Origin of the sequence: Streptomyces luomodiensis (assembly GCF_031679605.1) — a bacterium.
In the GTDB taxonomy this organism is placed as follows: domain Bacteria; phylum Actinomycetota; class Actinomycetes; order Streptomycetales; family Streptomycetaceae; genus Streptomyces; species Streptomyces luomodiensis.
The window spans coordinates 1,144,812-1,166,690 of sequence record NZ_CP117522.1 but is presented as its reverse complement, the minus strand read 5'-3'; the positions used below and the strand labels follow the sequence as shown (position 1 = coordinate 1,166,690).

The window sequence follows — 21,879 nt, the reverse complement described above, 5'->3', positions numbered from 1 at the left end:
GCCATATCGGAACTACTCGTCTAGCCGTCGCGGTGAGTGGGAGTGCTGAGGCCGTAGACGCGGCGGGCGTTGTCCGCGCCCAGCAGCGCCGCCACGCGGCGGGCGTCCCGGCGGGACCAGGCGCCCTCCGCCACCCAGTGGGTCAACAGCCCGGTCAGCGCCTCCCGGAAGAGCCGCGCCCCCACCACGTACAGTTCGGGCAGCCCATAGGCGTCGGTCGAGAAGAGCACCTTGCCGAAGGGGGCCAGCTCCAGCATCTCGGCCAGCACCGCCCCGGCCCGCGCCCCGGTGTGCGACAGGGTCAGCCCCACATCGGCGTAGACATGCGGGAAGACGGCGGCCAGATAGGCGGCGCCGCGGTGGTACGGATAGCCGTGCAGCAGGATCAGCGTGCAGCCCGTGGGGCGCACGGCGCGGACGAAGTCGGTGAGGGCGAGCGGATCGCAGCGGTCCAGCCGCAGATCGGGGTCGCCGAATCCGGTGTGTAGTTGCAGCGGCAGCCCGGTGTACGCCGCCGACCACAGCAGATGACGCAGCAGCACGGGGTCGGTGACCCGGGCGGCGGTGCCGTCCTGCCCGCGCCGGCCGAGCCAGCGCCCGGCGGCGGCGTGCACGGCGCCGGGGTCCGGTGGATCGGGCTCGAAGTCCAGTCCGTAGCGGTAGGCGGCCACCGACTTGAAACCGGCCGCCGTACGGGCCGCCTCCCGTATCCCGTCCGTCACCCCGGCCAGGAAGTCGTCGGCGGTCGGCGAGGTGTCGGCGATCCGCTCCGCCAGCTGCTCCAGCCGGACGATCTCATGGGCGGTGCCGCCGGCCGCGACGGCCAGTTCCCGAGGGGTGGTCAGATCGCCCGGCAGCCCGGTGTCCACCAGGAACTCGGTGATCCCGGCGGCGCTCAGCAGCCGCCGGGTCACCTCCGGCGCGCCCAGCTCACGCCGCCGGGCGAGGTAGCGGGCGGGCGAGCAGTGCGGTTCGAGATCCAGCAGCGGCGGACACCAGCGGCGCACCGCGAACCCCAGCTGGCTGTCGAAGAACGTGGTGCCGAGCGCCGCGGGCGCGTCGGATTCGGTCAGGAACGCCTCGAACGCCGCCGGGTCCAGTTCGGAGCGGACCACCCCGTGGCAGTGGTGGTCCACCAGGGGCGGCAGCGGCGGCTCGGTCGGATCCGTCTGCTCGGCGGCCTCCATGGGTCAGTACCGCCTCCGCGTCGCGACCGCGATCTCCCTGGGGGACGACTTCTCGAACAGGGCGGCCTCCGCCCGGCGCACCGCGGCGATGGACTCGAAGAGCGGATCGCCCAGCGCCTCGCGCAGCACCGTCGCGTCCTCGAAGTGCTCCAGCGCCGTCAGCAGCGAGGTGGGCAGCCGCCGCTCGCGGCCCTCGACCGCCGGGTCGCCGGAGACCGGCGGGGGCAGGGTGAGCCCGGAGTCCAGCCCGCCGAGGCCCGCGGCGATGACCGCGCCCACCACCAGATAGGGGTTGGCCGCCGGGTCGAAGCACTTGATCTCGGCGTTGGCCGCCCCCGGGTCGTCCGGGGCGCCGGTGATGAAGCGCACCGCGGCCTCCCGGTTCTCCAGGCCCCAGCACTGGTACGCGCCGGCCCAGCGGGACGGTTCGAGCCGCAGATAGCTCGCGGGGGAGGGGGCGCCGATGGCGAGCAGGGCGGGCAGCGCGCGCAGCACCCCGGCGAGGAACGCCTCGGCGGTCGCCGTCATACCGTGCGGCCCGTCGCCGTCCCGGCACAGATTGCGGTCCCCCTGCCACAGGCTCAGATGGAGATGGGCGCCGTTGCCCACCCCGCCCGCCTCCACCACGGGCCCGAACACCGGGTTGAGCCCGGCGCGCCCGGAGCACGCCCGGACCGTCTCCCGCACCAGCACGGCCAGGTCGGCCGCGCCGACCGGATCGGCGGGCGCCAGGGACACCTCGAACTGCCCCGGTGAGTACTCCGGATGCAGCTGGTGCACCTCGACGCGCTGTGCCTCCAGCGCGCCCAGCAGCCCGGCGAGGTAGTCGGAGAGGTCGGTCATCCGCGCCATGCCGTACGCGGGACCCGCGGTGGGGTAGCGCGGGGGGTCCTGGTCCGGATCGCCCGAGGTGACGGCCCACTCCGTCTCGAACCCCATGCGGACGGTCAGCCCCCGCTCCCGCGCCCGCTCGGCCATCCGCCGGGCGAACAGCCGCTGGCAGACGGGGTGCGCCCGGCCCCGCTGGTCGTACCGGTCGACCGGGGCCCACGCCCAGCCGGGCTGGGCGGCCAGCGGGGTGAGCCGGTCCAGGTCGGGGAAGAGCCGCAGATCGCCGTCGGGGCCGCCGACATGGCGGCTGGTGGTCATGGAGTCGTCCACCAGATAGACGTCGAAGACGGGGGACATCCCGACCCCGCGCCGCGCGGCCTGCGGCAGCCGCGCGGCGGGCACGGACTTCACCCGGGTCAGACCCGCGTTGTCCACCCAGGTCAGCGCGACGCCCTGGATTCCGTTCGCGGTGAGCCGCTCGGCCTCCTGCCGTGCCCGTGCGTATGCCTGCTCGCGCTCGCCGGTCTCCATGGGTGCCTCCTCAGCCACGGCCTGTATGCCGAGACTATTGCCTGAGAACCCTCTTGTGGTGACGCGTTCGTCCCGCCCGCATACGGGGTGTGACGGTGGCTTATGCCGGTCGGAGGTTGACACCGTCGGCCGGGACGTCGAGGGGGCCGGCGGGACCGGTCCGCTCTTCGCGGGGAGCGGTTTCGGCCAATCCGGCGGCGGTGCCGGCGTCCGAGGCGCCGAGTGGTGTCCCACGGGACGACCCGGGCGGCGGCGGGTCCGGAGGGGGAGGCGGGCCGCGGTTTGGCGCATGTGCCCCGGCTTCCGTAAAGTTTCGCCGTTATCCAGGGGATCAGGCGAACCAGAAAGCGGCAGCGGCGATGACGGTGACTGACGAGGGCCGGGCCGAGCGGGCGGCGGCCGAGGAGCCGGGCATCGACCCGGAGCGGCTGGCGACCTGTCTGAGCGTCCTCGCGGAACTCGACCGGCTGCCGATCGACCACCCGGACGCGATCGCGGTCCGCCGGGCCACCTCCGGGATCTACCGCAGTGTGAAGCAGCGCAGGCGCCAGGAGCGGCGGGCCGCGAAGACCGCCCATGACAAGGCCGTGACCGAGGCCACCGCCACCGGTGCCGCCGACCGGATCGACGACGAGACGCTGGGCCGCGCGCTCACCAGCTCCGTCTCCACGGAAATCGCGGGCATCCTGCGGCGCCCCCGCTCCTGCTATGTCTGCAAGGCCCGGTATGTCGAGGTCGACGCCTTCTATCACCAGCTGTGCCGTGACTGCGCCGCCGAGAACCGGGCCCGCCGCGACGCGCGGACCGATCTCACCGGCCGTCGTGCGCTGCTCACCGGCGGCCGCGCGAAGATCGGCATGTATATCGCGCTGCGGCTGCTGCGCGACGGCGCCCACACCACCGTCACCACCCGGTTCCCCAACGATGCCATCCGCCGCTTCAAGGCCATGCCGGACAGCGGCGAGTGGCTGCACCGGCTCAAGGTCGTCGGCATCGATCTGCGTGACCCCGCCCAGGTCATCGCGCTGACCGACACGGTGAGCGCCGCCGGCCCGCTGGACATCCTGATCAACAACGCCGCCCAGACCGTCCGCCGCACGCCCCAGGCGTACGCGGAGCTGATAGCGGGCGAGTCGGCGCCGCTCCCGGCCGGGGAGCTTCCCGAGTCCCTGGTCCTGGGCGCCTTCGGCAGCGGCGCCCAGGCGGCCCTGCCGGCGCCGCGCACTCCACGGGACGGCGCGCTCACCCCGCAGGACCTCACCGCCCTCGCCCTCACCCGCGGCTCCGCCTCACCGGCCCGGATCGAGGCCGGGACCGCGATCGACGCGGGCGGGCTGGTGCCGGACCTGGACCCGACCAACACCTGGGTGCAGCGGGTCGACGAGGTGGACCCGGTGGAGCTGCTCGAGGTGCAGCTGTGCAATGAGACGGCGCCGTTCATCCTGGTCAGCCGGCTGCGCCCGGCGATGGCCGCCTCGCCCGCCCGGCGCAAGTACGTGGTGAACGTATCCGCGATGGAGGGCAAGTTCGGCCGCGGCTACAAGGGGGCGGGCCATCCGCACACCAATATGGCCAAGGCCGCGCTGAACATGCTGACCCGCACCAGCGCACGGGAGATGTTCGAGACCGACGCCATCCTGATGACGAGCGTCGACACCGGATGGATCACCGACGAGCGCCCGCACCCGGACAAGATGCGGCTGGCGGCCGAGGGCTTCCACGCCCCCCTCGACCTGGTGGACGGCGCGGCGCGGGTCTACGACCCGATCGTGCGGGGCGAGCGCGGCGAGGACCTCTTCGGCTGCTTCCTGAAGGACTACGCCCCGACGTCCTGGTAGCCGCCCCGGCAGCGCCGGGCGCCGCTCAGGCGGCCGCGGCTCCAGCGGTCATGCGCTCGCCTCCTTGCGCGCCGCCGGGGCCCGGCGACGGCCCGGGGAGACGCCGAGGCGACGGGCCAGGCGCCCCAAGCGGGTGCGGGTGGTGGCCCGGCCGCGCTCCCAGGAGCGGGCGAACCGGCTCGCTTCCAGCTCCGTGAAGAGCCGGTCGTAGCGCTGGGCGATCGGCGCCGGGTCGTAGGCCCGGGAGCGCTCCAGGGCGGCCGCGCCCATCGCCCGCCGCCCCGGGGCGTCGGCGATCAGGTCCATCAGGGCGTTCGCCAGCGCCTGCTCGTCACCGGTGGGGACGAGCCGTCCGGTGACCCCGTCCTGGATGATCTCGCCGGGGCCGAGCGGGCAGTCGGTGCTCACCACCGGCACCCCGCAGCGCATGGCCTCCACGATCGTCATCCCGAACGACTCGGCGTCCGAGGCGACCGCGACCAGCGACGCCTTCGCGAACTCCGCCTCGATGGGGGAGCGGGACCCCATCAGCTCCGCGCTCCCGGTCAGGCCCAGCCGCTCGATCCGCGCCGCGAGCCGTTCCTTCTCCGCGCCCCCGCCGTAGATCCGCAGCTGCCAGTCCGGGTACTTCTCCGCGACCGTGGCGAAGGCGTCGATCAGCAGGTCGAAGCGCTTGCCGGGGACCAGCCGCCCGGCCGCCGCGATCACCGGCGCGGTGCCCTCGGAAGGGGCGACGGCCGGTTCGGGGACGCTGTTGGGTATCGCCAGCGTCCGCACCCCCGGCATCGGCATCTTCGCGCGGTAGACCGCGGCGTCCGCCTCGGTCGTGGTGACGACGGCGTCCAGCGCCCGGTAGTGCGAGGCCAGCTCCGCCCGCAGCTTCTTGCTGTGCGCGTCATGCCGCAGATGCTCCTGGGCGATGCGCAGCGCGCGGCGCGGGGCGAAGCGGGATATGTAGACGTTCACCCCCGGCCGGGTGCCGATGATCACATCGGCCGGGCAGCCGCGCAGATACGCCGCCACCCGTGTGTCGATCAGCCGGCTGTACTGGTGGTGCCGCTTCTCGGCGGCCGGGAAATCCTGGCTGGCCTGGGAGAACAGCGGGTCCTTCGCGTCCTCGCCGTCCGGGCGCGTGTCCACCAGGGGGACCAGCCGCACCCGGGGGTCGAGGGCGAAACGCGGCGTCTGGCGATGGCGCATCATCGAGACGATCTCCACGTCATGGCGGTCGGCGAGCGCCGCCGCCAGATTCATCGTGGTCCGGATCGTTCCGCCGATCCCGTAGGCGTTGTGCAGCAACAAAGCGATCTTCATGCGGTGTTCTTCTCCGGCCGGTTGCATCCCCGGGGCGAGTTCCCCACGGAACCTGGCGGACACCTTGACCGGGCCCGGTAAGCCGGTCGCGTGAAGAAGGTGAGAGCGGGGTAAGAAGCCCCGCCCGGCACCCCCGCCCGGCGCGGGCACAGCTGTGACCTTGGCAGACTCAATGGTGTGACCAACACCGTGCTGCTCGCCGAGGACGACCGTGCCATCCGCCAGGCCCTGGAACGCGCCCTGACCCTGGAGGGGTACCGCGTCACCGCCGTGCCCGACGGCATAGCGACGCTGGCGGCCATCCACCGAGAGCGTCCGGACGTGATCGTCCTGGATGTGATGATGCCGGGCGTGGACGGACTCCAGGTGTGCCGGGTGCTGCGCGCCGAGGGCGACCGCACCCCCATCCTCATGCTCACCGCGCGGGTCGAGACCGCCGACCGGATCGAGGGCCTGGACGCCGGCGCGGACGACTACGTGGCCAAGCCCTTCGAGGTCGAGGAGGTCTTCGCGCGGCTGCGCGCGCTGCTGCGCCGCGCCGCCCCCGCCCCGGAGACCGCGCCGGAGGACGCCGCCGTCGACGGGGTGCTGGAGGTCGCGGATCTGCGGCTGGACCCCTGGGCGCGGCGGGTCTGGCGCGGCGATACGGAGCTGGAGCTGACCCGTACCGAGTTCGACCTGCTGGAGCTGCTGGCGCGCAACGCGGGCATCGTGCTGGACCACACCACCATCTACGCCCGCATCTGGGGCTACGACTTCGGACCGGGCTCGAAGAACCTCGCCGTCTACATCGGGTATCTGCGCCGCAAGGTCGATCCGGAGGGACGCACCCCGCTGATCCACACGGTGCGCGGGGTCGGCTACACCCTGCGGGAGGAGTGATGGCGCGGCTCTGGCCGCTCCGCCGCGGGCGGCCCAGTCTGCGGACCACCTTCGCGCTCTCCTTCGCGGCGGTGGCCTCCGTGGTCACGCTCCTGGTCGGCGGTCTCAGCTATGACGCGGCGGCCGGGCTGGTGCGGGTGGACCAGCAGTCGGCGTTCGACGATGTCGTCCACGATCTGCGCAGCCAGGTCCGCGGCGACAAGGTGGTCCTGCGGCAGTACCCCTCCGAGTCCGCCGTGCCCGTCCCGTACGACCTCAGGGACGATCTGCGCCGGATCAGCCGGATGGACGTCCAGGTGATCAACGGCCGGGGCACGGTCTACGACGCGGGCAAGCCCCCGCTGCCGGTGGCCGACGAGGACCGCGGGATCGCCGCCTCCCGGACGGCGGGCACCCTGGTGCGGCGCGAGATCGGCATCGGCGGGGAGCAGTACCGGATGGCCACGGTGGCCGTGGGCGACGGCACCGGAGCGGTCCAGGTGGCCCAGCAGCTCAGCGACACCGAGGATCTGCTGCGGGAGCTCCAGAAGCGCACCGCGCTGTTCGTGGTCGCCGTCATCCTGGCCGCCGGACTGGCCGGCTGGTGGCTGGCCGGGCGGATCACCCGGCGGCTGGTGCGGCTGACCCGGGTCGCCGAGAGCGTGGCCGCCACGGGCCGGATGGAGGTGGCGGTGCCGGTCGCCGGGGACGACGAGGTGGGCCGCCTCGGGCGGGCCTTCGACGGCATGCTCGGACAGCTCGCGCGCTCCAAGGACGACCAGCGCCGGCTGGTCCAGGACGCCGGGCATGAGCTGCGTACCCCGCTGACCTCGCTGCGCACCAACGTCTCGCTGCTGCGCCGCTTCGAGGAGCTGCCGGGGCCCGCGCGCGAGGATCTGCTGGCCGACCTGGCGGGGGAGACCCGGGAGCTGACCGACCTGGTCAACGAGCTGGTGGAGCTGGCGGCCGGACAGCGGGACGACGAGCCCCGTACGGAGGTCTCGCTGGCGGAGGTGGCCACCACCGCCGTGACCCTCGCCCGGCGCCGCACCGGCCGGGAGATCACCGTACGGGCCGAGGGCGACACCCGGCTGACGGGCCGCCCGGCCACCCTCCAGCGGGCGATCTCCAACCTGGTGGAGAACGCCGCCAAGTTCGACCAGGACGGCACCGAGCCCGTCGAGGTGGTGATCAGCGGCCGCCGGGTAGAGGTCCGCGACCGGGGTCCGGGCATCGCCGAGGAGGACCGCGAGCGCGTCTTCGACCGCTTCTACCGCGCGCCCGGAGCGCGCAGCCTGCCCGGTTCGGGACTGGGCCTGGCCATCGTGCGCGAGGTCGCCCTCGCGCACGGCGGCACCGTCTTCGCCCGGTCGCGGGCGGGCGGGGGCGCGATACTGGGCTTCACGGTCGGCGACGGCGCGGAAGCGCCGTAGCACCGCGCCGCGAAGTCCCGGCCGTCATGCCCCGGCCGGCCGGGGCACGATGGCCGGGACTCAGGGCTTCCGGGCCACTCCGGCCCACATGTTGATGTCCGCGCTGCGGATGTCCTCCGGGCGCTCCCCGGCGTCCGGCTTCCAGTGCTGCGGCTCGGACACGCCCGGGTCGACCAGCTCCAGACCATCGAAGAAGGCCCCGACCTCGCTCTTGGAGCGGGTGGTGAAGGAGATCCCGCTCTCCGCGTAGACCTGGACGACGTTCCGCCAGGTCTCCTCCGAGAAGTCATGGGTGGAGTGGGTGAGCATCAGATAGCTGCCCGAGGCCAGGGGCGCCATCAGCTCACGGATGATCTCGTAGGGCTTGTCCTCCTCCGGAATGAAGTGGAAGAGCGCGTTCACCGAGATCGCCACCGGTTTGGCCAGGTCCAGCGTCTCATGCAGCTCGGCGGCGCTCATGATCCGCTGGGGGTCGCGCACATCCGCCTCCACGTACGCCGTACGGCCCTCGGGGGTGCCGGTGAGCAGCGCCTGGGCGTAGGCCAGCACGATGGGGTCGTTGTCGGTGTAGACCACCCGGGCGTCCGGGGCGGCTTCCTGGGCGACCTGGTGGAGGTTGGGCTCGGTGGGGATGCCGGTGCCTATGTCGAGGAACTGCCGTATCCCCGCCTCCCGGGCCAGCCAGCGGGTGGCGCGGTGGATGAAGCCCCGGTTGACGGTGGCGTTGAGCCGGACGGTCGGATAGACCTCCAGCACCTTCCCGGCGGCCTCCGCGTCGACCTCGTAGTGGTCCTTGCCGTTGAGGTAGAAGTCGTACATCCGAGCCGGGTGCGGCTTGGTGGTGTCGATGTGGCCAGGGGCGAGTCCGTAGTCGGTCACGCGGCCCTCCGTTCCGGTGCGGTACCCGCCGAAGTGGTCAGGTTCGGTTCTGGACGTGAGAGAAGGAAATCCGCGGCGCCGGCCTTGGCGCCCTGGATGAACTTCTCCATTTCATGGTGGGTGTAGATCAGGGCAGGGCCGTCGGGGTCGGTCGACTGGCGCAGGGCGACCCGCCCGTCGCTCAGCCTCAGGGCCTCTACGCAGGCACCGCCATTGGGACCGCTCCACGGCTTCGCCCAGCCTTCGGTCCCCAGATGTTTGGCCGGCATGCCGTTGTACACATGTACCTGATCCACAGTCAGATCTCCTCGCGAATCCCACGGAGATAGCTCTCCGTGCGCCGCGCCGGTGTGGCCTGGGTGCCCATGCGGTCAAGGGCTTCCAAATAGGCGACCACATCGGAGCGTTGGTCGAGATAGCCGGCGCCGGTCAGGCCCTCGGCGTAGACGATGTCCGGCAGTTCCGGGATCTGGAACCGGAAGAGCTGGAAGGGGCCGCCCATGCCCGGGTGCGGGCCGGCGGAGAACGGCACCACCTGAAGGGTGACGTTGGGTCTTTGAGCGGCCTCGATCAGGTGGTCGATCTGGGCGCGCATCACGTCCGGGCCGCCGATGGACAGGCGGAGCACCGTCTCGTCCATCACGACCCACAGGTGGGGCCCGTCCGGGCGGTTGAGCAACTCCTGGCGCTCCATCCGCAGGGCCACCCGGCGGTCGAGCTCCCGGTCGGACCCGTGGGGGAAGCCGATGGAGAGCAGGGTGCGGGCGTACTCCTCGGTCTGGAGCAGCCCGGGGATGAAGTGCGGCTCATAGGCGCGGATGCGGCTCGCCGCGCCCTCGAGACTCACATAGAGGCTGAACCAGTCCGGCAGCACATCGCGGAACCGGTGCCACCAGCCGGGCCTGTTGGCCTCCTCGGCGAGTGCCAGGAAGGAGTCGATCTCCTCCTGCTCGGCGCCGTAGGTCTGGAGCAGCTTCTCGACGTAGGGGAGTTTCAGGCCGACCTCGGCCTTCTCCATCCTGCGCACCGTGGTCTGGTTGACGTGCAGCGCCCTGGCAGCCTGGTCGTAGCTGACGCCGGCTTTCTCGCGAAGGTCCCGCAGTCGCATGCCGAGGACCATCTGCCCGACGGTCGGGGCAGATCGCGCTTCACCCACGTCGTACCTCCTGGGACGGTCTTTTCAGGAGTCAGTGTGCCATGTGCGAGGTGAGGGGAACAGAGTGCTCTGGCTATTCTGCATTTTGCAGATCGCACCTTGCCAACTGATGCTTACAGCAACGATAGTGACAGGTGTGACCAGTCCAACGTGACTGCTGTGTCGCGTACTTGCGGCATTCACGTACGGCATTCACGCCCCCACAGGTAGACGGACGGAAGGCACATGGCCGTGGCATTGCGTCAACGCTCGACGATGGCCCACCACCTGGACGCCGGGAGCGTTGACTCCGCCCTCCGTCAAGAGAGGTTCCAGCTGCCCGCCAGAGGGACCTCGGTCGCCGTCGCCCGGCACCGGGTGCGGTCGCGGGTGCCGGAGTGGGGGTTCCGGGAGGATGTCTGCGACGCCGCCGAGCTGGTGATGTCCGAGCTGTTCACCAACGCCCTGGTGCACACCGGGAGCGAGCAGATCCTCTGTCTGCTGCGCGCCCATGAGCGGCGGATGCTGTATGTCGAGGTCGCCGACCAAGGCGGCGGACCGGCCGTCCCCACACCGCGGGTGGCCGGTCTGGAGGATGAGAGCGGACGCGGACTCGCGCTGGTCCGCGCCCTGGTCGACGCGTGGGGGGACCGGCCGGGCCTGAACGGCGGACGGGTCGTCTGGGCCCAGATGAGCGTGGCCGTCGGCTAGCCGGCGCCCGCCCGCCGTCGCGGCGTCACACCGCGCTCTTCTGCTGCTTCCCCGAGGCGGCCGGGCCGTCGGCCCGGTCCCGGGTGAGAGCGGTGTCGCGGGTCTCCCGCATGGTGAGGTAGACGATGAGCGAGACGGCGGCACACGCCGAGACGTACCAGTAGAACCCGGACTCCGCACCGCCCTTCTTGAACCACAGCGCCACATACTCCGCGGTGCCGCCGAACAGCGCGTTCGCCAGCGCGTACGGCAGGGCGACCCCGAGCGCCCGGACATGGGTGGGGAACAGCTCGGCCTTCACCACGGCGTTGATCGAGGTGTAGCCGGTGACGATGACCAGCGCCGCCAGCGAGAGCAGCAGCGCCCCGACGAAGGAGTCGGCGTGCGACAGCGCGGTCATGATGGGGACGGTGCCGAGCATCGAGCCGATACCGAAGGTGATCAGCAGCGGACGGCGTCCGATCCGGTCCGAGAGCGATCCGGCCAGCGGCTGCAACAGCATGAACAGGAACAGGGCACAGAAGCTGACCAGCGACGCGTCGGACTTGCTCATCCCGGCCGTGTTCGACAGGTACTTGGTGAGATACGTGGTGTACGTGTAGTACGCCACCGTGCCGCCCATGGTCAACGCGATGACCAGCGCCGCCTCCCTGCGGTGGCGCAGCAGCTCGCCGAGCGTCCCCCGCTCGTTGTCCTGACGGGTGTCCTCCTCGGTGTAGACATCGGTCTCCAGCAGGTTGCGCCGCAGCCAGAAGACCACGGCCGCGGCCACGGCGCCGAAGATGAACGGGATGCGCCAGCCGTAGGAGTGCAGCGCGTCATCGGACATGGTGTGCTGCAGCACGATCTGGAGGCCGAGGCCGATCAGCTGACCCATCGTCATCGACACGTACTGGAAACTGGAGACGAAGCCGCGGCGGCCGGGCAGGGACGCCTCGGTGAGATAGGTGGCGCTGGCCGCGTACTCACCGCCGACCGACAGCCCCTGCAGCAGCCGCGCCACCAGCAGCACGGCCGCCCCGAAGTAGCCGACCTGGTCATAGGTCGGGGCGATGGCGATGAGCAGCGCGCTGGCCGACATCAGCGTCACGGTCAGGGTGAGCGCCGCCTTGCGGCCGCGCCGGTCGGCGAACCGGCCCAGCAGCCAGCCGCCGACGGGACGCATGAAGAAGCCGACCGCGAAGATCCCGGCGGTGTTGAGGAGCTGTGCGGTGTCGTTGCCCTTGGGGAAGAAGGCTCCGGCGAAGTAGGTGGCGAAGCTCGCGTAGACGAACCAGTCGAACCACTCGACGAGATTGCCGATCGAGCCGCCGATCACGGCTCGCCATGGGGTGCGGGCTGGACTTGGGGGAGCGCTGTCGGTCACGGGGTCTCCTAGTGAGCGGGTGATCTCCACACCCCTACCCCGTGGAGGGCCGGTTGGAAAATACGTGCGACGGCGGCGGTTGACGTTGTACGAGCCCGTTGGGATTGTGATGACTCCTGTTGGCTTGTGTTCGAAGTTTCGAACTTCGGGAGGCAGCCGTGAACGGCATGTCAGCACGGAGCGAGTCGTACGGACGCAGGAGATTCCTCGGTGGGGCGGCGGCCCTCGGCGGTGCGGCCGCCCTGGCCGGATGGCCCCGCCCCGCGGCCGCCGCCCCGGCCGCGACCTGGGAAGACGTGATCAACGGATCCTTCGGCAGCTACAGCGCCTTCGAATCGGAGTGGAACTACCTCTACCCCTGGGGCTCCGACCACAACGGCAGCGCCCGGATGTACGGCAGCACGAGCGACCACAACCACATCACGCTCGCCTCCGGAGTGCTCACCCTGAAGGCGGCCCGGATCACCTGGGACGAGGGCACCAGCTCCGCCTCCCCGTATCTGCCGATCCGGTATCACTCCGGCGCGGTGCACGCCAAGAACCAGATCGTGGTGACCGACCAGTTCCCCGACTACGAGGTGAAGGGCGAATTCCAGGCGCCCAGCGCGGCGGGGACCTGGCCCGCCTTCTGGCTCACCGGGGTGAACAACTGGCCGCCGGAGAGCGACATCCTGGAATTCAAGGGGAACTCCAACAACTGGTTCAACACCTTCCGCACCTCATCGGACGTATCGAGCACCATTGTCGGAGTTTCCGCACCGGGCGACTGGCATGCCTATCGCGCCTGGATCACCAAGGTGAACGGCAGCGATGTGGACATTCACTACTATCTCGACGGGGTCTGGAAAGCGGTCCACCGTGGGGCCGGATTCGTCGGCAAACCGCTCTGGCTCATCATCAACCTCCAGATGGAGGGTTCCTCGGGCTCCTCCGGCCCCAGCGGTGACACCTACTACCGGGCCCGGAACGTCTATGTGGGCCGGAACCGCACCGCCTGAGAGCACCGCTCATCGCGTGAGGATGCGGGGCGCCTGGGCGTGCGCCCGCAGTACGGCCTCGCCGCAGTCGGGCAGCCGGGGGACGGGGTCGTCCTCGCCGGTGGCCTGGCGGGGGATCGGGTGGGGCAGACGGAGCGGCGGACCGGGCTCGGAGGGCCCGGCGGGACCGGCCAGCCCCTCCTGCGGGCCAGGCCCGGCGGCCCCCTCCGGCGCCTCCGGCCCGCCATTGCCGTCGGCCGCGTCGGGCCCGCCGGGTCCGCCGGGTCCGGGGGCGTCCGGCCCCTCGACGGCCGCGGCGACGGCCCCGGCCGGTGCGGTCTGTGCGTCCCCGGCGGCCGTTGCGGCCTCGGCCTCCGCCTCGACGTTGTGCACCGTCAGCATGACCAGGCCGGTGCTCGCGACGAGGGCGGCGAGCACGGCGAGCAGGGCGCCGGGTGCGCCGTACCGGAAGTGCTCGCCCAGCGCCGCGATGCCGACGACGGTGGCGACCACGGGGTTGACCACGGTGGCCGTCGCCAGCGGTGAGGCCAGCCCGGCGCCCCGGTACGACGCCTGGGACAGCAGCACCCCGCTGGAGGCCAGCAGCCCGATCATGACCAGGCCGGGCAGGGCGTCCTGCCACGCGTCCCAGGTCCACTCCACGGCCACGTTCTTGGTGCACACCGACGAGACGCCGAAGGCCGTCCCCGCGGCCACCGCCAGCAGCACGGCGCGGAAACCGGGCGACCGCAGCAACCGGGCCGTCCCGGCCAGCCCCACGATGACGGCGACCGTGATCGTGATCAGCCAGCCGCCCTCCCGCTCGGTCAGCGCCTGGGCCTGCGCGGAGCCGGTCAGCGAGAGCAGCCCGGCCAGCCCTACGGTCGCCAGCAGCGCGCCCCGCCAGCCGGACGCGCCGACCCGGCGGCGGACGAACAGCGCCGCCATCGGCAGGGCGAAGACGATCGTCAGGGCCCCCAGGGGTTGCACCACGCTCAGCGGGCCGTAGGCCAGGGCGATCACATGGAGGACCGCACCGGCCCCGTTGAGGGTCACCGCGGTCCACCAGCTCCCGCGCCGCAGCGGAGCGGACGTGAGGCGCGGCGTCGTTGCCGCGACATGCTCCTGGAGTATGGCTCCGGCGGCGTAGCAGACCGCCGAGGCCAGGGCCAGCACCACGGACAGCGCGAGGGAGGTCACGTCGCGGCCCCCTGGGCCGATCGGTCGTCATCCATGACCTCATCCTCGACGGTGAGAGGTCCCCCCGTCGTCGTCCTTGAGCACAGACTTCCGAGTACTACTTGCGTAGTAGTGCCCTCCACCGATGGGGGGCCTTCGCGGCGGCCGTACGGGCCCGCTGGAGCAGTTCGTTCTGCGGCTCGGCGGGGCGGTAGACGGTGAGCGCCCCCGGCCATGTGTCGATGAGCAGCTCCTGCGCGGGGTCGGAGGCCACCTCTCCGTCGTACGCCCTGCTGTTCACGCCGTCCAGGCCCGACAGGCGCAGTTGGCGCATGCGCCGCGTCGTGTAGACGTGCGACCGCCCGAGCGTGCCGGTGAGCGCCGAGATCAGCAGCCGGGTGCGGGCCAGCCGCTCCTCCCCGTCGATCGCCCGCACATCGAGCAGCCCGTCGTCGAGCTGCTGACGGTAGGCGGGCGCGAACCCCTCGGGGGAGTAGACGCCGTTGCCGGCGAACAGCATCCACAGCCGCCGCTGCCGCCCGTTGACCTGGATCTCCATGGGGCTCGCGGTGCGCAGCACCCGGGCGAGCGCGACGGCGGCCGCGGGCCACTTGCCGAGCCGCCCCTCCAGGCTCTCCCGGACCCGCACCAGCTCCGGGTAGAAGCCGAGGCTGAAGGTGTTGACGAACTGGCTGGTCCCGCCGCCCCCGGCGAGCGGGGTGGCGCGGCCCAGGTCCACGGCCACGGCGTCGCCCTCGGTCACGGCGTGCGCGGTGTCCTCGAAGGCCGGTACGCCGACGTCCAGCGCGAAGTGGTCGAGGGTGCCGCCGGGGAACACCGCGAGCGGCAGTCCGCGTTCGGCCGCGATCGTCGCCGCCGCGTTGACGCTGCCGTCCCCGCCGCAGATGCCGAGCGCCCCGGCCCGGTCCGCGGCGCGCCGGGCGGCCTGCCCGAGCAGGTCCATGAAGTCGTCCCCGGGCCCGCACTCCAGGATCTCCGCGGCGGGCAGCAGCACCCGCAGCTGCTCGGCCACCGTGAACCCGCCGGCGGCAGTGGCCACGCCGGCCCGCTGGTTGACCAGGACCACCAGCCCCTCGCCCTTGGGCAGGGCGGGCGCCGAGATCCGCGGCCGGGCCTGCGCCGGGGCCTCGGGGCGCGGCGGCCAGTAGCGGCAGGTCAGCGCGGCGGCACCGGCGCCGAGCGCGATACCGGCCAGCACATCGCTGGGGTAGTGGACGCCCACGTAGACCCGGGAGGCGGCGACCGCGGCGGCGAGCGGGGCGACCAGCAGGCCGTACCGCGACGACTCCAGGGCCACCCCGGTGGCGAAGGCGGCGGCGGAGGCGGAGTGCCCGGAGGGAAAGGAGCTGGTCCACGGCTGCCGGCGGAGCCGGCGCACCAGGGGCACCACGTCCAGGACCGGACGCTGGCGTTCCACGGTCCACTTGACCACGACGTTCGACACGAGTGAGGCGGCGGCCAGCGAACCGATCCCGCGCAGCGCGGCCCGCCGCGCGGTGCGCCCGCCGACCGTCGCGAGCACTCCGGCCGTGCCGAACCACAGCCGGCCGTGGTCGGCCGCCCGGCTGAGCCGGGGCAGCAGCGGATGGGCCCCGCGAAGCCGGCTCGCCGCGACCCGCGCGAACAGCCGGCGGTCGAAGTCACTGATGCGTCTCATGCGTGATGGGTATCCCGGAACGCCCCTCGGCACGCGTCATCGGCCACCGGCCGGCCCGGACGGACCGGGGCCCGCCGCGGGTCAGGGTGTCGTTTCCGGTCCGCTGATGATCAGGCCGATGCCATGCCGGAAGCGGTGCTCGAAGTCGCCGACGTGCTGGGCGACCGCGGCTACGGAGGGGTAGCGCTCGTCGGCGGCCGCTCGCAGCAACTGCTCCAGGCACCCGCTTCCCGTACACGCTGGTCCTGCCGCAACTCCGCACCGAGCAGCTGCTGGAGGAGCGGCTGCGGGCGCTGGGCGGGGAGATCCGCTGGGAGCACCGGGCGCTGGAGGTGCGCCAGGACGCCGACGGCGCCGAGGTGGACGTGGCGGGCCCCGACGGGAGGTACACCCTGCGCGCGGCATGGGTGGTGGGCTGCGACGGGCCCGGAAGCACCGTACGGACCTCCGGCGGTATCGACTTCCCCGGCACCTCGGCCACCGTGACCGGTTTCCTCGGTGACGTGATGCTCGACGCGCCGCCCTCGGCCCGCTCCGTCGACAATGAGCACGGGAGCATCCTGATCGTCCGGATGTCCGACGGATGGCATCGCATCGCGGACTCCACCGGCGACTCCCGCACCGTTCCCGCCGACCGGCCGCTCACCTTGGAGGAGCTGCGCGGCCATGTGCGCCAGGTCGCGGGCACCGACTTCGGGATGCGGGTGTCCCGCTGGCTGTCCCGGTTCGGCAATGCCGCCCGGCAGGCCGCCCGCTACCGCGACGGCCGCACCCTGCTCGCGGGGGACGCCGCGCATATGCACATGCCGATGGGCGGCCAGGGCCTGAACGTGGGGCTCCAGGACGCCTTCAACCTCGGGTGGAAGCCGGCCGCGGTCTGCCGGGGCCACGCCCCCGCCGGACTGCTGGACACCTACCACGCCGAACGCCATCCCGTGGGGGCCGCGCTGCTGGAGAACACCCAGGCCCAGACCGTGCTCGGCACCACGCACACGGCCGACGTGCGCGCCCTGCGGTCGGTGTTCTCCCGCCTGCTGGCCACCCACCCGGCGGTGAACCGGCAGCTCGCGGGGGAGCTGTCCGCGCTGGACGTGGCCTATCCGGCCACCGGGCGGGCAGCGGAGAGCGACGCACTGGCCGGTACCCGCGCGCCCGACCTGGGACTGGACGGGGCGCCCGAGCCCAGCCTCCACCCGCTGCTGGCCGACGGGCGTTTCCTGCTGCTGCACGTCGACCCCGCCGGTGACGGCCCCGGCGGCGGCACCGGGCGCGCCGCGGAGCGCGAAGCGGCCGCCGGTCCGGGCGCCGCCGAGGCCCGCGCCGCCGCCGAGGCGACGGCCGGGGGCCCGGACCGGTTACGGGTGGTGACCGCACGGCCCACCACCGCCCATGACGGCTGGACCGGCCGGCGGACGGTCCTGGTGCGCCCCGACGGCCATGTCGCCTGGGCCACCGCCCTGTCCACCCAGTGAGACGAGTTCGGTGGGTCTCGTCCGTACCAGCTCACCACGGAGGTCGGCGCGCGGCCACCGGACCAGGAACGGGGCCCCGTCGCCGACGCCTTGTCCACTCCCTGAGAATCGACGCGCGGAGCGTTCAGGCGCTGGTTAACCTGACGACAGATCCGGTTCAGCGACACGAGGGAGTGCGCGGTGACCCCCGAACAAACACAGAGCGACGACGCGCACGCGGATAACAGCGGGCGGTTCGTGCGGGCCGTGGAGGTGGGCAGTCTGGAAGTGTGGGCGCGTTCCGCGCCGATTCGCCTGGCCGGCTACGAGGACGACCTCGCCGAGCCGCACATCCTCCAGAGCGTGGACTGATGGCCCGGCGCGAGCGCTGAGAGCGGGGAGGGCACCGGTTCTCCGGCCGCGGCCGCTGGCAGCAAGCGGACATCCCGGCCGCCGGCCCGGTCGCCTCCCTCGCCTTGTGGATCACCCTCCCGGCTCGGCTACCAACTGGTAGTTAAGTCGTCCGCCCCCGCGATCCGGGAGTGGGCTGGTCGCCTCGCGCCGGACATGACAGGATGCATCTCGGGATGTCGTCCGCCTTAACCAACCGTGAGGGCGTTCGACCCCGGGGAGCAGTCGTGAGGGGGCGCAGATGGCAGTGGGTGCCGACAGGTCACCGGACGCGGCCGGCAGCCCGCTGGCGGACCGGCTCAACTACCTGTTCACCACCATGCACCCGCCGGGCGCCCCGTACACCAACGCCCATGTGGCCGAGGCGATCAGCGGTGGCGACGAGTACGGCGAGACGACCCTCACCGAGCAGTACCTGTCGATGCTGCGCAACGGCAAGCGCACCAACCCCAGCCCGGACGTGCTGCGGGCGCTCGCCAAGTTCTTCGCCGTGCCCGTCGGTTATCTGCTGGGCGACTTGTCGCCTTCCCAGGCCGAGCGGGTCGAGGAAGAGGTACGGTTCCTCGTCGCCATGCGCGACAAGCGGGTCCGCAGCATCGCGCTGCGCGCCGTGGGCCTCCCGCCAGAGGTCCAGGACAGCCTCACCACGATCATCTCCCAGTTCCGGCAGCAGATGAACCTCCCGCCGGAACCGCCCGAATCCTCCGAACCGGCCGGGCCGGACGGGGCCAACGGCGCCGGGGGGACGGACGGTTCGGGCGGTCCGGACGACGGGGCGACGCATGGCCGGCAGTGACCCGCAGCAACTGTTCACCTCCTGGCGGCGGACCGGATACGAGGGCGGTACGGGCATGAGAATGGGCCGGATACGGCGGCGCTGCAAACAGCTCATCAAGGAGCTCGGACTGCCCGCCTCCACCGACCTGCCCGGTCTGTGCGACATCGTCGCCCGCCGCGTCGGACGCCCCGTCCATATGGTGCCGATGAGCCTGGGCGGTGTGGTGTCGGGCATGACCGCCTCCACCGACGAGGACTACTGGATCTTCTACGAGCTCCGGACGTCCCCCTGGCACCAGATCCATATCGTGCTGCACGAGATCGGCCATCTGCTGCTCGGACACGAGCAGGACCCGGCGGTCACCGAGGACGCGCTGCGGATGTGGACGCCGTCGGTGGATGTGACCACCGCGATGCGCCGGTTGGGGATGACCCCGGACTTCGCCCGTCACCACTGCTACGACAACCTCACCGAGCGCGAGACCGAGGTGCTGGGCACCCTGCTGATGGAGCATGTGGTGCCGACCTCGCCGGACCACGGACTGCCGCTCCAGGGCCGGGCGGCCGACCTCGCCGCGGCCCTCGGTCCGGCGCTGCGCCATGTGCGCACCGACCGGGCCGACGGCGCCGACCGCACCGACGGTGGCTTACCCGGTGAACGGGGTGACACGAGCGATGTTTGACCTTGTGTATCTGTGTTTCGGCATCGCCGCGTGGACGATGGCCGGATACAAGGCCCGCGCCTGGTTCCGCGACCGCGCCAACGCCGATCTCGGCCTGGCCTGCGTGATGACCGCGTCCGTGGCGAACGTGTTCCTGTTCTCCGCGCCCAGCGTCTACCGCTGGTTCGACCGCCTGGTGGGCGTCGCCAACCTCGCCATGGTCTTCCTGTACTCCTCCGTCGTGGTGTTCGCCACCGGTGCGCTGGTGCTCCTGCTGCGCTGGACGGGGTCGGCGATGCGGTCCGGCGTGGTGGTCGGCGCCGTGACCGCGGCCTGGACCGTGGCGATCATCGGCTTCGCGGTCGGCCGCCCGGACGCCGTGGAACACCCCCGCGACTTCAGCACCGCGTATGCCGACGCCCCCGGTGTGGTCCTCTTCCTGGTGCTCTATTTGGCCATTTTCGGAGCCGGTCTGGCGGGACTGGGCATCCTGTGCCCGCGCTATGCCGCCAGCCTGCGCGGTTCATGGCTGGCCCGTGGATTGCGGGTGCTCGCCGCCGGATGCTGGCTGGGCCTGGCGTACTGCGCCTGCAAGCTGATCGGTTTTGTTTTCTCCTGGGCGGGCCGTGAGCTGTACTGGCTCTCCAACGGTGTGGCCCCGCTGACGGCCTCGGTCGCGGCCCTCCTGGTGCTGGCCGGGTTCGCCATCCCCGCCGTGGGGCCGCGGGCCGCCGCGTGGCGCCGCTTCCGGCGGCTGCGGCCGCTGTGGCGGGAGGTCACCGCGCAGGCCCCCGAGGTGTCCATGGGGCGCTCCCGCTGGACCGGCTGGTGGCCCTTCGCGGATCTGGAGTGGCGGGCCAACCGGCAGATGGCGGAGATCCGGGACGTCCAGCGCGCCATACGGCGTCACGCGGAGGCCCGCGTGATGGAGATCGCGCATGTCAAGGCCAGCGCGGCCGGACTCGACGATTGGCAACTTGCTGCCGTAGTGGAAGCGGCGGCGCTCAGACGCGGTTTGCTGAACCAAGCAAGCGGACACCTACCGGAGTCCGCGGCGGACAGCGTGGTGCTGACGACAGGGGCCGAACTGGTGGACGAGCACGAGCATCTGGCCCGCGTCGCCGACGTCTACCGCCTGCCGCTGGTGGACGAGGTGCTGGCGGAACTGAGGGAGGAGACCGCCGCCGAGCGGCGGTGAGGGGGGATCACAGACGAGGTGGCCCTGGACGGGGGTCGGGGCCGCCCGTGGCACAGGCGGCGCCGGGGAGATTCAGTCCCGGCGCCGCCTCCCGGCCACCACGACGCGCGGCCGCGCACATCGCCTGGACGGGCTGGAACGCTCCGTCCGTCCAGGCCGGGAAGAGACCACCGCCTAGAGTCGGGATCCATGCAGAACACCGCGAACGCCGCCGGAACGGACGGCCTGGAACTCGTTGACACCGCCCCGATGATCGAGGACCTCTATCCGGCCCTGGCCGCGCTCCGCGAGGCCGGCCCGGTCCACCGGATCGCCGGCACCGACGGACGGCCCGCCTGGCTGGTGACCCGTTACGAGGACGTGCGGCAGCTGTTCGCCGATCCGCGCCTCGCCCTGGACAAGCGGCACGCCGCCCCGGGCAACTTCAGCGGCTTCGCCCTGCCGCCCGCCCTGGACCGCAACCTGCTCAACATGGACCCGCCGGACCACACCCGGGTGCGCCGGCTGGTGGTCAAGGCGTTCACCCCCGGCCGTGTGGAGAAGATGCGCGAACCGGTCCGGCGGATCGCCGACGAACTGCTCGACGCCATCGAGGCCGACGGCCGTGCGGACCTGCTGGCCGCCTACGCCGGACAGCTGCCCATCATCGTCATCTGCGATCTGCTCGGCGTACCGCAACAGGACCGGCGCGACTTCCGGGCCTGGAGCGACGCCCTGATCACACCCGACCCGGCGCGGCCGGGGGCGGCGAAGGAAGCGGTCGGCAGCATGCTCCGCTTCTACACCGGGCTCATCGCGACGAAGCGCGCCGAACCCGGCGACGACCTGCTGTCCGACCTCATCCGGGTCCGGGACGACGAGTCCGGGGACGGTGACGACCGGCTCACCGAGGACGAACTGACCTCGCTCGCCTTCCTCATCCTCCTCGCGGGCTACGAGAACACCGTCCATCTCATCGCCAACTCGGTGCTCACCCTGCTCGACCACCCCCAGGTCCTCCAGGAGCTGCGCGAGGATCCGGGCGGCCTTCCGGCCGCCTTCGACGAGCTGGCGCGGTACGAGGGCCCGGCGTCGCTGGCGATCCGCCGCTTCCCCCTGGAGGACATCGAGATCGGCGGTGTGACCATCCCGGCCGGGGAGACCGTGCTGCTCTCGACGGCCTCCGCACACCGCGATCCGGCCCATTTCCAGGATCCGGACGTGTTCAATCCACATCTTGGCCGGTCAGGTCATCTTGCGCTCGGTCACGGCATCCACTACTGCCTCGGCGCGCCCCTCGCCCGGATGGAGACGGAAACCGCTCTGGCCGCGCTGCTTCGGCGTTTCCCGGGGCTGCGGCTGGACGTCCCGAGGGAGCGGCTGCGGTGGCGGCCGTCCATCCGCGCGCGTGGCCTGATCTCGCTCCCTGTCGCCTGGTGAACCGGGGAGGCGTACACGTTTTTGATGCGTGACCCCGGGAG

The 21,879-nt window shown here is 72.0% G+C and carries 21 protein-coding genes and 1 pseudogene; 12 read left to right on the top strand and 10 right to left on the bottom strand.

What is annotated here, in order from left to right; translation table 11 throughout:
- Positions 1 to 20: 20 nt before the first annotated feature.
- Positions 21 to 1,187 carry an amidohydrolase family protein gene (locus tag PS467_RS04705; protein WP_311034128.1) on the bottom strand — a complete coding sequence of 389 codons (1,167 nt, stop codon included), beginning with the start codon at positions 1,185 to 1,187 and terminating at the stop codon, positions 21 to 23.
- A gap of 3 nt (positions 1,188 to 1,190) precedes the next feature.
- On the bottom strand, positions 1,191 to 2,549 hold the full coding sequence (locus tag PS467_RS04700) for a type I glutamate--ammonia ligase (RefSeq protein WP_311034127.1): 1,359 nt from the start codon (positions 2,547 to 2,549) through the stop codon (positions 1,191 to 1,193).
- 359 nt (positions 2,550 to 2,908) lie between these two features.
- On the opposite strand from PS467_RS04700, the gene PS467_RS04695 reads away from it, so the two are divergent.
- Positions 2,909 to 4,387, top strand: coding sequence for an SDR family NAD(P)-dependent oxidoreductase (locus PS467_RS04695; RefSeq protein ID WP_311034126.1), 1,479 nt, complete (start codon positions 2,909 to 2,911; stop codon positions 4,385 to 4,387).
- Positions 4,388 to 4,435: 48 nt separating this feature from the next.
- Here PS467_RS04695 and PS467_RS04690 read toward each other — a convergent pair whose 3' ends face one another.
- Positions 4,436 to 5,701 (bottom strand): glycosyltransferase family 4 protein, encoded by a 1,266-nt coding sequence (locus tag PS467_RS04690; protein ID WP_311034125.1) that lies wholly within the window; start codon positions 5,699 to 5,701, stop codon positions 4,436 to 4,438.
- 177 nt (positions 5,702 to 5,878) lie between these two features.
- On the opposite strand from PS467_RS04690, the gene PS467_RS04685 reads away from it, so the two are divergent.
- Together PS467_RS04685 and PS467_RS04680 are read left to right on the top strand one after the other, a co-directional pair.
- Positions 5,879 to 6,583 carry a response regulator transcription factor gene (locus PS467_RS04685; protein ID WP_268970172.1) on the top strand — a complete coding sequence of 235 codons (705 nt, stop codon included), beginning with the start codon at positions 5,879 to 5,881 and terminating at the stop codon, positions 6,581 to 6,583.
- The gene (locus PS467_RS04680; RefSeq protein WP_311034124.1) at positions 6,583 to 7,995 is read left to right on the top strand and encodes a sensor histidine kinase; all 1,413 of its coding nucleotides are present in this window, start codon (positions 6,583 to 6,585) and stop codon (positions 7,993 to 7,995) included. The genes PS467_RS04685 and PS467_RS04680 overlap by 1 nt, the downstream gene beginning before the upstream one ends.
- Positions 7,996 to 8,055: 60 nt before the next feature.
- Here PS467_RS04680 and PS467_RS04675 read toward each other — a convergent pair whose 3' ends face one another.
- The 3 genes from PS467_RS04675 to PS467_RS04665 are packed head-to-tail and all read right to left on the bottom strand — an operon-like array spanning position 8,056 to position 10,030.
- Positions 8,056 to 8,874, bottom strand: a complete 819-nt coding sequence (locus PS467_RS04675) for an SAM-dependent methyltransferase (protein WP_268970170.1) — start codon at positions 8,872 to 8,874, stop codon at positions 8,056 to 8,058.
- Complete coding sequence (locus PS467_RS04670) at positions 8,871 to 9,170, bottom strand: DUF397 domain-containing protein (RefSeq protein WP_311034123.1); 300 nt, start codon at positions 9,168 to 9,170, stop codon at positions 8,871 to 8,873. Before PS467_RS04670 ends, PS467_RS04675 begins: the two co-directional genes overlap by 4 nt.
- Positions 9,171 to 9,172: 2 nt before the next feature.
- Positions 9,173 to 10,030: a Sco1979 family transcriptional regulator gene (locus PS467_RS04665; RefSeq protein ID WP_311034122.1), complete on the bottom strand. Its 858-nt coding sequence runs from the start codon at positions 10,028 to 10,030 to the stop codon at positions 9,173 to 9,175.
- 225 nt (positions 10,031 to 10,255) lie between these two features.
- Here PS467_RS04665 and PS467_RS04660 point away from each other — a divergent pair, with 225 nt between their 5' ends.
- Positions 10,256 to 10,720, top strand: coding sequence for an ATP-binding protein (locus PS467_RS04660; protein WP_311034121.1), 465 nt, complete (start codon positions 10,256 to 10,258; stop codon positions 10,718 to 10,720).
- 25 nt (positions 10,721 to 10,745) lie between these two features.
- On the opposite strand, the gene PS467_RS04655 is transcribed toward PS467_RS04660, so the two are convergent.
- Positions 10,746 to 12,086 carry an MFS transporter gene (locus PS467_RS04655; protein ID WP_311034120.1) on the bottom strand — a complete coding sequence of 447 codons (1,341 nt, stop codon included), beginning with the start codon at positions 12,084 to 12,086 and terminating at the stop codon, positions 10,746 to 10,748.
- 167 nt (positions 12,087 to 12,253) lie between these two features.
- Here PS467_RS04655 and PS467_RS04650 point away from each other — a divergent pair, with 167 nt between their 5' ends.
- Positions 12,254 to 13,084, top strand: a complete 831-nt coding sequence (locus PS467_RS04650) for a twin-arginine translocation signal domain-containing protein (RefSeq protein ID WP_311034119.1) — start codon at positions 12,254 to 12,256, stop codon at positions 13,082 to 13,084.
- Positions 13,085 to 13,093: 9 nt separating this feature from the next.
- Here PS467_RS04650 and PS467_RS04645 read toward each other — a convergent pair whose 3' ends face one another.
- The 3 genes from PS467_RS04645 to PS467_RS04635 all read right to left on the bottom strand — a co-directional run bounded on the left by PS467_RS04645 (position 13,094) and on the right by PS467_RS04635 (position 16,130).
- Positions 13,094 to 14,263 (bottom strand): DMT family transporter, encoded by a 1,170-nt coding sequence (locus tag PS467_RS04645; RefSeq protein ID WP_311034118.1) that lies wholly within the window; start codon positions 14,261 to 14,263, stop codon positions 13,094 to 13,096.
- Between the two features lie 97 nt (positions 14,264 to 14,360).
- Positions 14,361 to 15,920, bottom strand: coding sequence for a bifunctional phosphatase PAP2/diacylglycerol kinase family protein (locus tag PS467_RS04640; protein ID WP_311034117.1), 1,560 nt, complete (start codon positions 15,918 to 15,920; stop codon positions 14,361 to 14,363).
- Between the two features lie 81 nt (positions 15,921 to 16,001).
- Positions 16,002 to 16,130: a hypothetical protein gene (locus PS467_RS04635; protein WP_311034116.1), complete on the bottom strand. Its 129-nt coding sequence runs from the start codon at positions 16,128 to 16,130 to the stop codon at positions 16,002 to 16,004.
- Positions 16,131 to 16,150: 20 nt separating this feature from the next.
- Here PS467_RS04635 and PS467_RS41915 point away from each other — a divergent pair.
- The 7 genes and pseudogenes from PS467_RS41915 to PS467_RS04605 form a co-directional block, all read left to right on the top strand.
- Positions 16,151 to 16,870 (top strand): annotated as a pseudogene (locus PS467_RS41915) (FAD-dependent monooxygenase); the annotation flags it as partial.
- Positions 16,856 to 17,392, top strand: coding sequence for an aromatic-ring hydroxylase C-terminal domain-containing protein (locus PS467_RS41910; protein WP_349256481.1), 537 nt, complete (start codon positions 16,856 to 16,858; stop codon positions 17,390 to 17,392). The pseudogene PS467_RS41915 and the gene PS467_RS41910, both read left to right, overlap by 15 nt.
- Positions 17,393 to 17,572: 180 nt before the next feature.
- Positions 17,573 to 17,743 carry a hypothetical protein gene (locus PS467_RS04625; RefSeq protein WP_268970160.1) on the top strand — a complete coding sequence of 57 codons (171 nt, stop codon included), beginning with the start codon at positions 17,573 to 17,575 and terminating at the stop codon, positions 17,741 to 17,743.
- A gap of 280 nt (positions 17,744 to 18,023) precedes the next feature.
- Positions 18,024 to 18,578: a helix-turn-helix domain-containing protein gene (locus tag PS467_RS04620; RefSeq protein ID WP_311034115.1), complete on the top strand. Its 555-nt coding sequence runs from the start codon at positions 18,024 to 18,026 to the stop codon at positions 18,576 to 18,578.
- Positions 18,565 to 19,242 carry an ImmA/IrrE family metallo-endopeptidase gene (locus tag PS467_RS04615; RefSeq protein ID WP_268970158.1) on the top strand — a complete coding sequence of 226 codons (678 nt, stop codon included), beginning with the start codon at positions 18,565 to 18,567 and terminating at the stop codon, positions 19,240 to 19,242. The genes PS467_RS04620 and PS467_RS04615 overlap by 14 nt, the downstream gene beginning before the upstream one ends.
- Entirely contained in the window at positions 19,235 to 20,419 is a 1,185-nt protein-coding gene (locus PS467_RS04610) for an MAB_1171c family putative transporter (protein ID WP_311034114.1), read from the top strand. Before PS467_RS04615 ends, PS467_RS04610 begins: the two co-directional genes overlap by 8 nt.
- A 189-nt stretch (positions 20,420 to 20,608) precedes the next feature.
- Positions 20,609 to 21,838, top strand: coding sequence for a cytochrome P450 family protein (locus PS467_RS04605; RefSeq protein WP_311034113.1), 1,230 nt, complete (start codon positions 20,609 to 20,611; stop codon positions 21,836 to 21,838).
- Positions 21,839 to 21,879 lie beyond the last annotated feature (41 nt).